The sequence below is a fragment of the Brachybacterium vulturis genome, from assembly GCF_043641765.1.
Taxonomy (GTDB): domain Bacteria; phylum Actinomycetota; class Actinomycetes; order Actinomycetales; family Dermabacteraceae; genus Brachybacterium; species Brachybacterium vulturis_A.
The window spans coordinates 49,562-64,062 of sequence record NZ_JBHZRO010000004.1 but is presented as its reverse complement, the minus strand read 5'-3'; the positions used below and the strand labels follow the sequence as shown (position 1 = coordinate 64,062).

At 71.6% G+C, this 14,501-nt stretch carries 12 protein-coding genes; 8 read left to right on the top strand and 4 right to left on the bottom strand.

Features of this window, described 5'->3' with window-relative positions; genetic code table 11:
• Positions 1-79 precede the first annotated feature (79 nt).
• The 3 genes from ACHUEU_RS04165 to secG all read left to right on the top strand — a co-directional run bounded on the left by ACHUEU_RS04165 (position 80) and on the right by secG (position 2,411).
• On the top strand, positions 80-1,282 hold the full coding sequence (locus ACHUEU_RS04165) for a phosphoglycerate kinase (RefSeq protein ID WP_394214639.1): 1,203 nt from the start codon (positions 80-82) through the stop codon (positions 1,280-1,282).
• Positions 1,279-2,055: a triose-phosphate isomerase gene (tpiA, locus tag ACHUEU_RS04160; protein WP_394214638.1), complete on the top strand. Its 777-nt coding sequence runs from the start codon at positions 1,279-1,281 to the stop codon at positions 2,053-2,055. Before ACHUEU_RS04165 ends, tpiA begins: the two co-directional genes overlap by 4 nt.
• A 113-nt stretch (positions 2,056-2,168) precedes the next feature.
• Complete coding sequence (gene secG / locus ACHUEU_RS04155; RefSeq protein WP_394214795.1) at positions 2,169-2,411, top strand: preprotein translocase subunit SecG; 243 nt, start codon at positions 2,169-2,171, stop codon at positions 2,409-2,411.
• A gap of 67 nt (positions 2,412-2,478) precedes the next feature.
• On the opposite strand, the gene pgl is transcribed toward secG, so the two are convergent.
• From pgl to tkt, 4 genes are all read right to left on the bottom strand, one after another.
• Complete coding sequence (gene pgl, locus ACHUEU_RS04150; protein ID WP_394214637.1) at positions 2,479-4,194, bottom strand: 6-phosphogluconolactonase; 1,716 nt, start codon at positions 4,192-4,194, stop codon at positions 2,479-2,481.
• Complete coding sequence (gene zwf / locus ACHUEU_RS04145) at positions 4,191-5,645, bottom strand: glucose-6-phosphate dehydrogenase (protein ID WP_394214794.1); 1,455 nt, start codon at positions 5,643-5,645, stop codon at positions 4,191-4,193. Before zwf ends, pgl begins: the two co-directional genes overlap by 4 nt.
• 170 nt (positions 5,646-5,815) lie before the next feature.
• On the bottom strand, positions 5,816-6,931 hold the full coding sequence (gene tal, locus ACHUEU_RS04140; protein ID WP_394214636.1) for a transaldolase: 1,116 nt from the start codon (positions 6,929-6,931) through the stop codon (positions 5,816-5,818).
• A gap of 169 nt (positions 6,932-7,100) precedes the next feature.
• Positions 7,101-9,197: a transketolase gene (tkt, locus tag ACHUEU_RS04135; RefSeq protein WP_394214635.1), complete on the bottom strand. Its 2,097-nt coding sequence runs from the start codon at positions 9,195-9,197 to the stop codon at positions 7,101-7,103.
• A gap of 327 nt (positions 9,198-9,524) precedes the next feature.
• Here tkt and ACHUEU_RS04130 point away from each other — a divergent pair, with 327 nt between their 5' ends.
• The 5 genes from ACHUEU_RS04130 to ACHUEU_RS04110 all read left to right on the top strand — a co-directional run bounded on the left by ACHUEU_RS04130 (position 9,525) and on the right by ACHUEU_RS04110 (position 14,484).
• Positions 9,525-10,475, top strand: a complete 951-nt coding sequence (locus tag ACHUEU_RS04130) for a heme o synthase (RefSeq protein ID WP_394214634.1) — start codon at positions 9,525-9,527, stop codon at positions 10,473-10,475.
• Positions 10,472-11,464 carry a tyrosine recombinase gene (locus tag ACHUEU_RS04125; RefSeq protein WP_394214633.1) on the top strand — a complete coding sequence of 331 codons (993 nt, stop codon included), beginning with the start codon at positions 10,472-10,474 and terminating at the stop codon, positions 11,462-11,464. The genes ACHUEU_RS04130 and ACHUEU_RS04125 overlap by 4 nt, the downstream gene beginning before the upstream one ends.
• Positions 11,465-11,636: 172 nt before the next feature.
• Positions 11,637-12,509, top strand: a complete 873-nt coding sequence (locus ACHUEU_RS04120) for a ParA family protein (RefSeq protein WP_463454937.1) — start codon at positions 11,637-11,639, stop codon at positions 12,507-12,509.
• On the top strand, positions 12,509-13,378 hold the full coding sequence (locus ACHUEU_RS04115; RefSeq protein WP_394214632.1) for a pseudouridine synthase: 870 nt from the start codon (positions 12,509-12,511) through the stop codon (positions 13,376-13,378). The genes ACHUEU_RS04120 and ACHUEU_RS04115 overlap by 1 nt, the downstream gene beginning before the upstream one ends.
• Positions 13,375-14,484, top strand: a complete 1,110-nt coding sequence (locus tag ACHUEU_RS04110) for a prephenate dehydrogenase (RefSeq protein ID WP_394214631.1) — start codon at positions 13,375-13,377, stop codon at positions 14,482-14,484. Before ACHUEU_RS04115 ends, ACHUEU_RS04110 begins: the two co-directional genes overlap by 4 nt.
• The last annotated feature ends 17 nt before the right edge of the window (positions 14,485-14,501 follow it).

The window sequence follows — 14,501 nt, the reverse complement described above, 5'->3', positions numbered from 1 at the left end:
TGCCCGGCGGGCTCCGCTCGTCCCCAGAGCCGTCGCGCCGCAGAGCGGCCCGACGGTGAGACCTCGAAGGAGCACCACAGTGCTGAAGACCATCGACTCGCTCGGCGAGCTGCGCGGCAAGCGCGTGCTCGTCCGGGCGGACCTCAACGTCCCCCTGGACGGGACCACCATCACCGATGACGGCCGCATCCGCGCGGCGCTGCCCACCCTGACCCGTCTGGTCGAGGCCGGTGCGCGGGTCGTCGTGATCTCCCACCTCGGCCGCCCCCAGGGCGCCCCGGAGGCGAAGTACTCGCTGAGGCCCGTCGTGGGCCGCCTCGGCGAGCTGCTGGGCCAGGAGGTCGCCTTCGCGTCCGACACCGTCGGCGCCTCCGCGCAGGACGTCGTCGCCGGTCTCGAGGACGGCCGCGTCGCGGTGCTCGAGAACCTGCGCTTCCACGCAGGGGAGACCTCGAAGGACGACGCCGAGAGGCTCGCCTTCGCCACGGAGCTGGCCACGCTCGGCGACGCCTTCGTCTCCGACGGCTTCGGCGTCGTCCACCGCAAGCAGGCCTCCGTCTTCGAGCTGGCGACCCTGCTGCCCGCGGCGGCCGGCCAGCTGGTGCGCAGCGAGGTCGAGTCGCTGCGCAAGGTCACCGACCAGCCCGAGCGCCCCTTCGTGGTGGTGCTCGGCGGGGCGAAGATCGCCGACAAGCTCGGCGTGATCGACTCCCTGCTGGGCAGGGCCGACCGCATCCTCATCGGCGGCGGCATGGCCTACACCTTCCAGAAGGCGAAGGGCTTCGAGGTGGGGCAGTCCCTGCTGGACGAGAGCAAGCTGGACGTGGTCCGCGAGTACATGGAGCGCGCCGAGCGCGACGGCGTCGAGCTGGTGCTCCCGGTGGACACCGTCGTGGCCCCCGAGTTCTCCGCCGATGCCACGCCGACCGTGGTCCCCGTCGAGCAGATGCCCGCCGACCAGGAGGGCATGGACATCGGGCCGAGGACGGCCGAGCTGTTCGGGCAGAAGATCTCCGACGCGGCGACCGTGTTCTGGAACGGCCCCATGGGCGTGTTCGAGTTCGAGTCCTTCGCGAAGGGCACCGTCTCCGTCGCGGAGACCCTCTCGAAGGCTGCCGGTTTCACCGTGGTCGGCGGTGGCGACTCCGCCGCCGCGGTCCGCACCCTCGGATTCGACGAATCCCTCTTCTCGCACATCTCCACCGGCGGCGGCGCGAGCCTCGAGCTCATCGAGGGCAAGAGCCTGCCGGGCATCACCATCCTCGAGGAGGACACCGAATGACCACCCCCCGCACCCCGCTGATGGCGGGCAACTGGAAGATGAACCTCGACTGGAAGCAGGCCCTCGCCCTCGTGGAGGAGCTCGGCGACCAGCTCAAGGGGTTCGACACCGACAAGGTCGAGACCGTCGTGCTGCCGCCCTTCGTGGACCTTCGCACGGTTCAGGTGGCCGTCGATGCCGGCAGGCTGCCGATCGCCTACGGCGCGCAGGACCTCTCCGCGCACGAATCCGGCGCGTACACCGGCGAGGTCTCCGGGGCGATGCTGACGGCCCTGGGCGCGACCTACGTCGCCGTGGGCCACTCCGAGCGCCGCCAGTACCACGGCGAGGACGAGCAGGTCACCAGCGCCAAGGTGAAGGCCGCCTTCGCCGCGGGCCTGACCCCGATCCTGTGCGTCGGCGAGCCGCTCGAGGAGCGCCAGGCCGGCAACCACGTCCCGTACACGCTCGCTCAGCTCAGCGGCGGCATCGAGGGCCTGGACGCCGAGCAGCTGGCGACGATCGTGATCGCCTACGAGCCCGTCTGGGCGATCGGCACCGGTGAGGTCGCCAGCGCGGACGATGCGCAGGAGGTCTGCCATGCCCTCCGCGAGTCCCTGCGTGAGCAGCACGGCGACGGCGTCGCCGATGCGGCGCGCGTCCTGTACGGCGGCAGCGTGAAGTCCTCCAACGTCGCCGAGCTGATGGGCAAGGCCGATGTCGACGGCGCGCTCGTCGGCGGTGCCTCGCTGAAGGCCGAGGAGTTCGCCAAGATCGCCGGGTATCAGGGCTGAATCAGCCACTGACGTAAGCCGTCCCACGCGGGCCGGGTCCTGAACGGGCCCGGCCGGTGGCGTATGCTGGATCGGTCCGTCAGTCTTATCGGAAGGTGCCCGTCCACGTGGATCTGCCTCTGCTGAAGCTCGTCCTTCAGATCCTGCTGGCCGTCCTCGGCCTGCTCACCATCATGTTCGTCCTGCTGCACAAGGGGCGCGGCGGTGGCCTGTCCGACATGTTCGGTGGTGGCGTCTCCTCGTCCGCGAGCGCCTCCGGCGTCGCCGAGCGGAACCTGAACCGGCTCACCGTCGGGGTGGCCGTGTCGTGGGGGCTGTGCGCCGTCGGCCTCGGCATCGTCGAGAAGCTGCTCTGACGCCTCCTCCCGCATGACGAAGGGCCGGTCACCTCGCGGTGACCGGCCCTTCGTCATGCGGGGGTGCTCAGGTCGAGGTCTGCGCCGCCGCCTCGTCCAGATACCAGGTGGTCGACTCCAGGCCGCGCACGGACGACGCCGGAACCCGCCACGGGTCGATCTGCCCATGCGCGTCGCGGACGGCGCCGGCCTTCTCCGCCCCGGCGACCAGCAGCGCCACGTGCCGGGCCGAGTTCAGCACCGGCCAGGTGAGCGAGATCCGCTCCGACGGCGGTTTGGGCGAATCGGTCACCCCGGCCGCGCTGGTGGTGACCCGGCGCTGACCGGGATGCTGCGGGAACAGCGAGGCGATGTGACCATCGGGTCCCACCCCGAGCAGCAGCACGTCGAAGAATGCCTGGCCCCGGGTGCTGAACGGCTCGTCGCCGCCCATCTGGTCGAGCTGCTGCCCGTACCAGGCGGCGGCGTCGTCCAGCGACATGCCGTCGGCCGGGGAGGGCATCACGTGGACGTGGCGGGCGGGCAGACCGGCTGTCGACTGGAGCGGCGCGAGCAGCGATTCGCGCACACCGACCTCGTTGCGCTCCGCGGAGTCAGGGTCCACATAGCGCTCATCGCCCCACCACAGATGCAGACGGCTGCAGTCCACGCCCGCCGCCAGCAGGGCCTCGGGCAGTGCGGCCGCGGTCTTGGTGCCCACCGTCCCGCCCGTGAGCACGAGATGGGCCTGCGGGCGCTCCGTGAGCGCGGCGGCGAGCTGCGCGGCGGTGGCGGAGGCGGCGGCCGCCGCGACCGCGTCGGCATCGGGCCCCACGACATCTCGCGGCTCGGGCTTCCCGGTGGCGAAGGTCGCGGCATCTCCGACGCTGCTGTAGGTGCTCGCGAGGACCTCGCCGTACACCTCGTCCGGATCCAGCCGGCGCAGCTCCTCCGTGACCAGCTCGGGCAGGGTGCGACGCGGCATCGTCACGTGCTGACCGGTGTCGTCCCCGGGGAGCTTCATGACGATCGAGTCGTCGTCCACCCGGCTGAGCTCGATGGTGCCGTCCTCGCGGACCAGGCGCACGCTGTGCACCCCGGCGCAGTCCGGCGCCCCTTCGCGCGGGGGCAGCACCTCGGCGTCGATGCCGAGCGCGTGCCGGAGCCAGCCGGCCATCAGCGCCACCGAGGGGTCATCGACGGTGCCGCTGACCTGGATCTGCTGGGGGACGGCGACGGGTGGGACCTCATAGGCGCTGGCGACGAGTCCGCGCCAGCGGGTCAGTCGGCTCCACGCCAGGTCGGAGTCGCCGCTGGCGTAGCCGCGGCGCAGCCGCTTCAGCGTCCCCAGCGGATCGGCGCAGGCCGCCGAGTCGGTGATCCGGCGCTGGGACATGGAGCCCAGCACGTCGTGGACGGGCGAGGACGGTGCGTTCTCCGGCCACCAGGTCACGATCGGCGCATCGGGCAGCAGCAGCGCCATCACCAGGGTGTCCAGTGAGGACAGGACGTCACCGCGAGCACGCAGGATCACGACCTCCGCGGCGCCGGCATCGCGTCCCACCCGGATCTCGGCATCGAGACCGGAGCTGGCGGCCTCGGGCTCCGCATCGACCACGATCACCCGCGCGGGATGCTCGTGGCTGGCCGCGACGGCCGCCTCCAGGGGCTTCTCGACGTCGCCGGTGGCGATGATGATGAGGGTCAGGACCCGACCGATGGTGTTCTCGCCGAAGGTCTCCCGCATCTCGATCATCTGCTTGTTGATCGTCGATGCGGTGGTGTCGGTCAGGGTGGTGATCACGGTCGCCTCCAGGTACGCCCGTCACGGGCGAGCATCTCGTGCGCGGTGTCGGGGCCCCAGGTGCCGGGGCGGTACGGGGACGGGTCGAGGTTCTGCTCCCAGTACTCGGTGATGGGGTCGAGGATCTGCCAGGAGAGCTCGACCTCCTTCTGCCGTGGGAACAGCGGCGGATCCCCGAGCAGCATGTCGAGGATCAGGCGCTCGTAGGCCTCCGGCGACTCCTCGGTGAAGTTCATGCCGTAGGCGAAGTCCATGGTCACGTCCCGCACCTCCATCTGGGTGCCGGGGACCTTGGAGCCGAAGCGCATCGTCACGCCCTCATCGGGCTGGACGCGGATCACGATCGCGTTCTGCCCGAGGTCCGCGGTGTCCGTGGAGCGGAAGGGCAGGAACGGGGCACGCTTGAAGACCACGGCGATCTCGGTGACCCGGCGGCCCAGGCGCTTGCCGGCGCGCAGGTAGAAGGGCACGCCCGCCCAGCGGCGGGTGGCGATGTCCAGCCGCATCGCGGCGAAGGTCTCGGTGGTGGAGTCGGCGGGGATCCCGTCCTCCTCGAGATAGGGGCGCACCTCCTCGCCGCCCTGCCAGCCGCCCACGTACTGGCCGCGGGAGGTATGGGAGGCGAGGTCCTCGGGCAGCTCCACCGCGGAGAGGACCTTCTCCTTCTCGGCCCGCAGGTCCGAGGCGCGGAAGGTGACCGGCTCCTCCATCGCCGTCAGCGCGAGCAGCTGCAGCAGGTGGTTCTGGATCACATCGCGGGCGGTGCCGATGCCGTCGTAGTACCCGGCTCGGGACCCGATGCCGATGTCCTCGGCCATCGTGATCTGCACATGGTCGACGTAGTTCGCGTTCCAGAGCGGTTCGTACAGCTGGTTCGAGAAGCGCAGCGCCAGGATGTTCTGCACCGTCTCCTTGCCCAGGTAATGATCGATCCGGAACACCTCCTCGGGCCGGAAGGCCTTCTCGACCACGTCGTTCAGCGCGCGCGCCGAGGCGAGGTCGTGCCCGAAGGGCTTCTCGATCACGGCGCGGCGCCAGGAGCCGTTGTCGGCGGTGTTGAGGCCGGAGTCCGCCAGCTGGGAGAGCACCGTGGGGAAGGCGTCCGGCGGGATCGAGAGGTAGAAGGCGTGGTTGCCACCGGTGCTGCGGGTGCGGTCCAGCTCGCCGACCACCTCGGTGAGCTTCTCGAAGGCGGCGGTGTCGTCGAAGGTGCCGGTGACGAAGCGGAGACCGCCGCGCAGCTGCTCGAACACGCTCTCGTCGAAGCCGGTGCGGGAGTGCTCGGAGACGGAGGTGCGGACATAGTCGGCGAACTCGTCATGGGACCAGTCGCGGCGACCGAAGCCGACCAGGCCGAAGCTGGGCGGGAGCAGGCCGCGGTGGGTGAGGTCGTAGATCGCGGGCAGCAGCTTCTTGCGCGCGAGGTCGCCGGTGACGCCGAACATCACCATGGAGCTGGGGCCGGCGATGAGGGGGAGGCGGCGGTCCCGGGGGTCGCGCAGCGGATTCGGCGCGTCCGCCCCGGTGAGGAGGGTGGGGGAGTCGGTCACGATCGTCCTTTCTCGGACAGGAGCACGGGAGCACGGCCCGCCGCGGTGGGCGGGCCGTGCTTCTCGCGGGGTCAGGCGCGGACGGACTCGACCGACTCGGAGACGGTGGCGAGCAGCTCGTTCCAGGCCTTCTCGAACTTCTCGACGCCCTCGCGCTCGAGCACGGCGAAGACGTCGGCGAGGTCGACGCCGGCTTCCTCGAGGCGCTCGAGGACGGACTCGGCCGCGGTGGCGATCTCCGCGTTCAGCGGGGCCTTGGGCTCGGAGTGATCGGCAGCGGCCTCGAGGGTCTTCTCGGGCATGGTGTTCACGCTCGGCGCGGCGACCAGATTGTCGACGTAGAGGGTGTCGGGGTAGTCCGGGTTCTTCACCCCGGTCGACGCCCAGAGCGGGCGCTGCACGGTGGCGCCCTCGGCCTTGAGCGCCTCGAAGCGCTCGGAGGCGAAGACCTCCAGGTACTTGCCGAAGGCGACCTGGGCGTTGGCCACGCCCGCCTGGCCGCGCAGGGCGAGGGCGTCCTCGGTGTCCAGAGCCTCCAGCCGGCCGTCGATCTCGGAGTCCACGCGGGAGACGAAGAAGGAGGCGACCGAGTGGATCTTCGTGAGGTCCCTGCCCGCCTTCGCGGCCTGCTCGAGACCGGAGAGGTAGGCATCCATCACGGCGAGGTAGCGCTCGACCGAGAAGATCAGGGTGACGTTCACGCTGATGCCCGCGGCGATCGTTGCGGTGATCGCGGGCAGCCCCGCCTCGGTGGCGGGGATCTTGACCAGCACGTTCTCGCGGCCCACGACCTCGAAGAGGTGTTCCGCCTGTGCGATGGTCTGCTCGGTCTCATGCGCCAGGCGCGGATCGACCTCGATGCTCACGCGGCCGTCGACGCCGTGCGTGGTGGTGTGGAGATCGGCGAAGAGGTCGGCGGCGCGGCGCACGTCGTCGGTGGTGAGCACCTCGAGGATCTCCTCGACGCCCTTGCCCTCGCCGGTGAGGCGGGCGATGTCCGCGTCGTACTCGGAGCGGCCGGAGATCGCGGCCTGGAAGATCGAGGGGTTGGTGGTCACCCCGACGACGTTGCGGGTGTCGATGAGCTCCTGCAGGCTGCCGGAGTCCATCCGCTGACGGGAGAGGTCGTCGAGCCAGATGGAGACTCCGGCGTCGGAGAGTGCCTGGGTGTGGGTGTTCTGAGCCATGGTCGTTCCTTCCGGGCGCTGGGCGCCCTGTGTCGAACTGGTGTCGTCGGGGTCAACGTCGGCGAGGGTCCGATTCTTCCATGATGTGGCTCGGGGAACCCTGTCGCGGTCGAACGGGCGGGGGAGAGGGCGGCGGGGCAGGACCGCGCAGGTCCTGCCCCGCACGTGCTCACGCGCCGGAGGCGGCGAGCGACTCCTGCGCGGCCTCGACCACGGCCTCTGCGGTGAAGCCGAACTCGCGGAAGAGGGTCTTGGCGTCGGCGGAGGCGCCGTAGTGCTCGAGCGAGACCGCCCGGCCATGGGTGCCCAGGAAGCGGTGCCAGGGCATCGCGATCCCGGCCTCGACGCTCACGCGCGCCGTGACGGAGGCGGGGAGCACGGACTCCCGGTACGCCTCGTCCTGCTCGTCGAACCACTCCACGGACGGCATCGAGACCAGACGGGTCGGGGTGCCGGCCGCCTCCAGCTGCTTCTGCGCCGCGGCGGCGTACTGCACCTCGGAGCCGGTGGCGATGAGGATGACCTTCGGCTCCGCCGAGGCCTCCTTCATGATGTAGCCGCCCTTGGCCAGGTTCTCGGCACCGGCGTACTCGGTGCGGTCGAAGGTCGGCATCGCCTGGCGGGACAGGACCAGGCCGACGGGGCCGCGGTCGCGCTCCAGCAGCGCCTTCCACGCCTGCGCGGTCTCGTTCGCGTCCGCCGGACGCACGACCGACAGGTTCGGGATCGCCCGGTAGGCGGCCAGGTGCTCGACCGGCTGATGGGTGGGGCCGTCCTCGCCCAGGCCGATGGAGTCGTGGGTCCACACGTAGGTGGCCGGGACCTTCATCAGCGAGGCGAGACGCACGGCGCCGCGCATGTAGTCGGCGAACTGGAAGAAGGTGCCGCCGTAGGGACGGGTCAGGCCGTGCAGGGAGATGCCCGAGAGGATCGAGCCCATCCCGTGCTCACGGATGCCGAAGTGCAGCGTGCGGCCGAACCGGTCACCGGCGAACTCGGAGGAGCTGTGCTCCTCGGGCAGGAAGGACGGCTCGCCCTTCATGGTGGTGTTGTTCGAGCCGGCGAGGTCGGCGGAGCCGCCCCACAGCTCCGGCATCACGGCGGCGAGCTCGTTCAGGACCTTGCCGGAGGCGGCGCGGGTGGCGATGCCCTTCTCGTCGGCCTCGAAGCTCGGGAAGGCCTCGGCGAAGCCGCTCGGGAGCTCACGCGCCCGCAGACGGTCCAGCAGCGTCGCCGCATCGGCGTTCGCGGCGCGCCAGGCCTGGTAGCCCTGCTCCCACTCCGCCTTCGTGGCAGCCGCACGCTCGGCGAGCCCGCGGGTGTGGGCCAGCACGTCCTCGTCGACCTGGAACTGCTGCTCGACGTCGAAGCCGAGCACCTCCTTCAGACCGGCGACGCCCTCGGTGCCGAGCTTGGCGCCGTGGACCGTGTGGCTGCCGGCCAGCTCGGGGATGGGCCAGCCGATCACGGTGCGCAGCCGGATGAAGGTCGGCTTGTCGGTGACCTGCTGTGCCGCAAGGATCTCGGCCTTCAGCAGGGCGACGTCCTCGAAGTACTCGCTGCCGCCCCGGGTCCAGTCCACGGTGCGCACGTCCCAGCCGTAGGCCTCGTAGCGCGCGGCGGTGTCCTCGGTGAAGGCGATCGAGGTGTCACCCTCGATCGAGATCTCGTTGTCGTCCCAGAGCACGATGAGGTTGCCCAGCTGCTGGGTGCCGGCGAGCGAGCTGGCCTCGCTGCTGACACCCTCCTGGAGGTCGCCGTCGGAGGCGATCACGTAGGTGAAGTGGTCGAAGGGGCTGGTGCCGGGAGCGGCGGACGGATCGAGCAGGCCGCGCTCACGGCGCTGCGCCATCGCGAAGCCGACCGCGGAGGAGATGCCCTGGCCGAGGGGGCCGGTGGTGATCTCGACGCCGTCGGTGAGGAAGTTCTCCGGGTGGCCCGGGGTCTTGGATCCCCAGGTGCGCAGCTCCTCGAGGTCCTGCTTCTCGAGGCCGAAGCCGCCGAGGTAGAGCTGGATGTACTGGGTCAGGCTCGAGTGGCCGGCGGAGAGCACGAAGCGGTCTCGACCGAGCCAGTTCCTGTCGGTCGGGTCGTGGCGCATCAGGTCCTGGTAGAGCAGGTACGCGGCCGGGGCGAGGCTCACGGCGGTGCCGGGGTGACCGCTGCCGACCTTCTCCACGGCGTCCGCGGCGAGGACGCGGGCGGTGTCGACCGCCCGCCTGTCCAGATCGGTCCAGCCCTCAGGGGCCTTGAAAGTCTCTGTCATGTCGGAGGATTCCTTTCGGCGGAGTGCGGCGCTGGCGGCCGCTGGGTTCGACAGGCCTCGGCGGCAGGGCCTCGGCACGCGGTGGCGTGGGAGGTCCTGCGCGAGACGACGGCCCCACCTTAGTCCGGACCGTGCCCCCGCGGCTCCGTCGTCCAGCCGGTTGCCGGGAGCGGGGCCCGGCCCCCGCGCCGCACCTCAGGAGCGCCGCGCCGGGCGGACGGTGCCGGGTCTCACCCCGTGTCGGGGTCCCGCGCTCCGCCCCCGCGGCCTAGACTGGCGGCGTTCACGCGACGACCGCGTCGCGCTCAGGAGGAAGGACGGTGGGCGGTGACCGCCACCCAGGGAGCGTCGGTACGGAACTCGGGCCGGGACGGTGATCGGCCCCCGCAGCCCGTGCGCTCCGTGGTCCTCAGCTACGTGGCGCTGACCAAGCCGCGGATCATCGAGCTGCTGCTGATCACCACCATCCCCACCATGTTCCTCGCCGCGGGCGGGTTCCCCTCGCTGTGGCTGATCCTGGCCACGATGGTCGGTGGCTATCTCGCCGCCGGCGGCGCCAACACCCTGAACATGTACCTCGAGCGCGACATCGACGCGAAGATGAAGCGCACCCGCAACCGGCCGATCCCCTCCGGGGCGATCTCCCCGCGGGCCGCCCTGAGCTTCGGGATCACGATCTCGATCGTCTCCGCGCTCTGGCTGGGACTGCTGGTCAACTGGGTGTCGGCCGCCCTCGCGGTGGGTGCGATCCTGCTCTACGTCGTCTTCTACACGATGCTGCTGAAGCGCCGCACCAGCCAGAACATCGTCTGGGGCGGGGTCGCGGGCTGCATGCCGGTGCTGATCGGCTGGTCGGCGGTGACCGGGACCGTCTCCTGGACGGCCGTGCTGCTGTTCCTGGTCATCTTCTTCTGGACCCCGCCGCACTACTGGCCCCTGGCAGAGAAGTTCTCCACGGACTACGCCGCCGCCGGTGTGCCGATGCTGCCGGTGGTCGCGTCCCGCACCAGCGTGGCCCGCCAGATGCTCATGCACACCGCGCTGATGGTCGCCTCCAGCCTCGCGATCATCCCGCTCGGCGCCACCGGCTGGGTGTACGGCGTCGCCGCCGGCGGCGCGGGTCTCTGGTTCGGGACCCTGGTGGTGCGCTACGCGCTGCGGGTGCGCCGCGGCCTGACCGGGAAGGCGCTGGGCCCGATGACCGTGTTCCACGGGTCCATCACCTACCTGACCGTCCTGTTCGTCGCCCTCGCGATCGATCCCTTCGTCACTCTGTGACCCCGGGCGGCACGCCGGACCCCGCCGCGGCGCTGCGCCCCGCAGACCGCCGGCTCCTCGAGCAGTACCTCAGCCATCTGCGGATCGAGCGCGGTCTGTCCGCCCACACCCTCGCCGCCTATGAACGGGACCTGCGCCGCTATCTCCAGGGCCTGTCCCGGCAGGATGTCGATCCGGCAGCGGTCGACCCGCGGCACCTGGGTGCCTGGTTGCAGGCGCTGCGCACCGGGGCCGACGGGGGCAGCGTGCTCTCGGCCGCCTCGGCCGCCCGCTCGTTGGCCGCGGTGCGCGGTCTGCACTCCTTCCTCGATGCCGAACGGGTCTCCACCACGGGTGACCCCTCCCGGCTGGTGCCGGCCCCGGCGCTGCCTCGGCGACTGCCGCATCCGCTCACCATCGACCAGGTCGAGGCGCTGATCGAGGCGGCGGGACGGCCCGGCACCGGCCGGGACTCCACCGCCCGGGCGCTGCGCGATCGGGCCCTGCTCGAGGTCCTCTACGGGCTCGGCGCCCGGATCTCGGAGGCCACCGGTCTCGACATCGACGACGTCGAGGTGCGGGAGCGCGCGGCCGTGCTGCGCGGCAAGGGCGACAGGCACCGCATGGTGCCCGTCGGCCGCTACGCGCTCGAGGCGCTGGAGGCATACCTGACCCGTGGCCGCCCGCTCCTGGCCACGCGCGGACCCGGCACACCGGCGGTCTTCCTCGGCTCGCGCGGGACCCGGCTGACCCGGCAGGCGGCCTGGCAGGTGGTCCAACGCGCCGCCGAGGCGGCGGAGCTGACCGCTCTGCCCGAGCCGATCAGCCCGCATACCCTGCGCCACTCCTACGCGACGCATCTGCTGCACGGGGGAGCGGATGTGCGGTCCGTGCAGGAGCTGCTGGGTCATGCATCGGTCACCACCACACAGCTGTACACGCAGGTCACGGTGGATTCGCTGCGCGAGACCCATGCGGGTGCCCACCCCCGGGCCCGGCGGGGGGCTTAGACTTGTCCGGCACGACGCCCCTGCCCGGCCCCACCGGCGGCGGACGTCCTGCGCGAGACGACGACAGCACGGCGCAGCTCCCGCGTCCGGGAGCGGGACCGGACCCCTCCGGACTCCTCGCGGAGCGCCCCGTGCCCGCCACAGACCACGACGCCGACGACAGGACACCGACGTGAGCCCGACCTCCTCCCAGCAGCTCGACATCGACCTCGGCCCGACCGGGCGCCCGATGCCGGAGCTCCCGGAGCCGGCCCCGCTCGACGGCCACGGCCCGGCCCGGATCATCTCGATGGTGAACCAGAAGGGCGGAGTCGGGAAGACGACCAGTGTCATCAACCTGGGCGCGGCACTGGCCGAGCTCGGCCGCAAGGTGCTCCTGGTGGACCTCGATCCCCAGGGCGCCCTCAGCGCAGGCACCGGCGTGAATCCCTACGAGCTCGACCTGACCGTCTACAACCTGCTCATGGAGCGCGGCCACGACGTGCACGGAGTCATCCAGGAGACGCACACCGAGAACCTCGACGTGCTCCCGGCCAACATCGACCTCTCCGCCGCGGAGGTCACCCTCGTCAACGAGGTCGCTCGCGAGATGGCCCTGGCGAGGGTGCTGCGCCCGGTGGCCGAGGACTACGACGTCATCCTCATCGACTGCCAGCCGTCCCTGGGACTGCTGACCGTGAACGCACTGGCCGCCAGCCACGGCGTGATCATCCCGCTGGAGGCCGAGTACTTCGCACTGCGGGGCGTGGCGCTGCTGGTCGAGACCATCGAGAAGGTCCAGGACCGCATCAACCCGCGCCTCGAGCTGGACGGCATCCTCATCACCATGTTCGACCCGCGCACCCTGCACGCCCGCGAGGTGTGCCAGCGCGTCGTGGAGGCGTTCCCGGACCAGGTCCTCCACACCACCATCAACCGCACCGTGAAGTTCCCCGACGCCTCCGTGGCGGCGGAGCCGATCATCTCCTTCGCCACCTCGAACAAGGGCGCGGCGGCCTACCGCCAGCTCGCCCGGGAGCTCATCTCCCGCGGCGCCGCCGCCTGATGGCCGCAGATCGCTCCGGCCGCCCGGCCCGACGGCGCAGCGCCTTCACCCCGCCCCGTCACGTCCGCCTCCGCGACGGCGAGGGGAAGCGGATCGCCGCCGAGGCCGCCGCCGGCTCCTCCTCGGAGCCGCATCGGGAGGACGGCGAACGACTGCAGAAGGTGCTGGCCCGGGCCGGGTTCGGCTCGCGCCGTGCCTGTGAGGCGCTGATCTCCGGCGGCCGGGTGCGGGTGGACGGCGAGATCGTCCAGGAGCAGGGGGTCCGCGTGGATCCCGCCGCTCAGGTGATCCACGTCGACGGGCGCCGGCTGCAGCTGGATACGTCCAAGCTGACCCTGGTGCTGAACAAGCCCCGGGCAGTGGTCTCGGCGATGAGCGATCCCGAGGGGCGGCGCGACCTCAGCGAGTTCACCGCCGGGCACTCGCAGCGGCTGTATCACGTGGGCAGGCTGGACTACGAGACCGAGGGTCTGCTGCTGCTGACCAACGACGGGGAGCTCGCCCACCGCCTGACCCATCCCAGCTTCGAGGTCGACAAGACCTACGTGTGCCGCTTCGACGCCCCCGGTGGCCCGCCGCGCGGCCTGGTCAAGACGCTGCGCGAAGGGGTCCAGCTCGAGGACGGCCCGGCCCGCGCCGACCGCGCCCGGGTGCTGGCCCAGGACGGCCGGGAAGCGGTGGTCGAGGTGACGCTCCACGAGGGCCGCAACCGCATCGTGCGCCGCATGTTCGCCTCCCAGGGGTTCGAGCTGACCGCCCTGATGCGCACCCGCATCGGACCCGTCCTGCTGGGCGATCTCCCCTCCGGCACCACCCGGGAACTCACCGGTCGCGAGCTGGGAACCCTGATGGCCGAGGTGGGGCTGTGACGGCCCTGGTGCCGTCACCGGTGCGGATCATCGGCACCGGGCTGATCGGCGGCTCCCTCGGCCTGGCGCTGCGCCGGGCCGGGGTGGAGATCCAGGTGGAGGACGCCTCCCCGGGCACCGCCGCCCTGGCCGTCGAGCTCGGGGTGGGGGAGCTGCCGGGCGCTGACGCCCCCGATCCTGCGCTGGTGCTGGTCGCGGCGCCGCCCGACGTCTCCGCGGCGCTCGTGGAGCGGGCGCTGCGCAGCTGGCCGGAGGCCCTGGTCGCCGACGTCGCCAGCGTCAAGTCCACGGTGCTGGACGGACTGCGCCGCCGGGCGCGGAGCGAGGACCTGCCGCGGTACATCGGGGCCCACCCCATGGCCGGTCGTGAGGTCTCCGGGGTGATCGCCGCCCGCGCCGATCTGTTCCTGGGCCGTCCCTTCGTCATCGTCCCGCACGAGAGCACCGAGGCTCGTGCGGTCAGCGCCCTGCGGGGCCTGGCCCTCGAGATCGGCTCGGTGCCCACCACGATGGACGCCGCCGCCCACGACATCGCCGTCGCCCAGGTCTCCCATGTGCCGCAGGTGATGTCGAGCCTGCTGGCCGCCACCCTGCTCCGGCCCAGCGAGCCCGCTCTCGGCCTCGCCGGTCAGGGCCTGCGCGACACCACCCGGATCGCCGACTCCGATCCGCGGCTGTGGGTGGAGATCCTCGGCGCGAACGCGAGTGCGGTCGGGCAGGTGCTCGGCGAGGTCCGGGAACGCCTCGAGGAGGTGCTGGCGGCGCTCGGCACGCTGGAGGGGGACCCGGATCCGGGCACCGGTTCCCGTCGGGCCCTCGCCGAGCTCGTCTCTGCGGGAAATCGGGGGGTGCGCCGCATCCCCGGCAAGCACGGCGGTGCGACCGACGCCTTCGCCACGCTCGTGGTGCTGGTCCCCGACCGTCCCGGAGAGCTCGCCCGGCTGCTGACGGAGATCGGGCAGGTCGGCGTGAACCTCGAGGACCTCCGCCTCGAGCACGAGCTGGGGCGTGACGTGGGCCTCGCGCACCTCGCGATCGACGCCGCCCGTGAGGACCTGCTCACGCGGGAGCTCGCCGAACGCGGGTGGAGGGTCGCGGACGCCTGAGGGGCCCGTATCCTTGC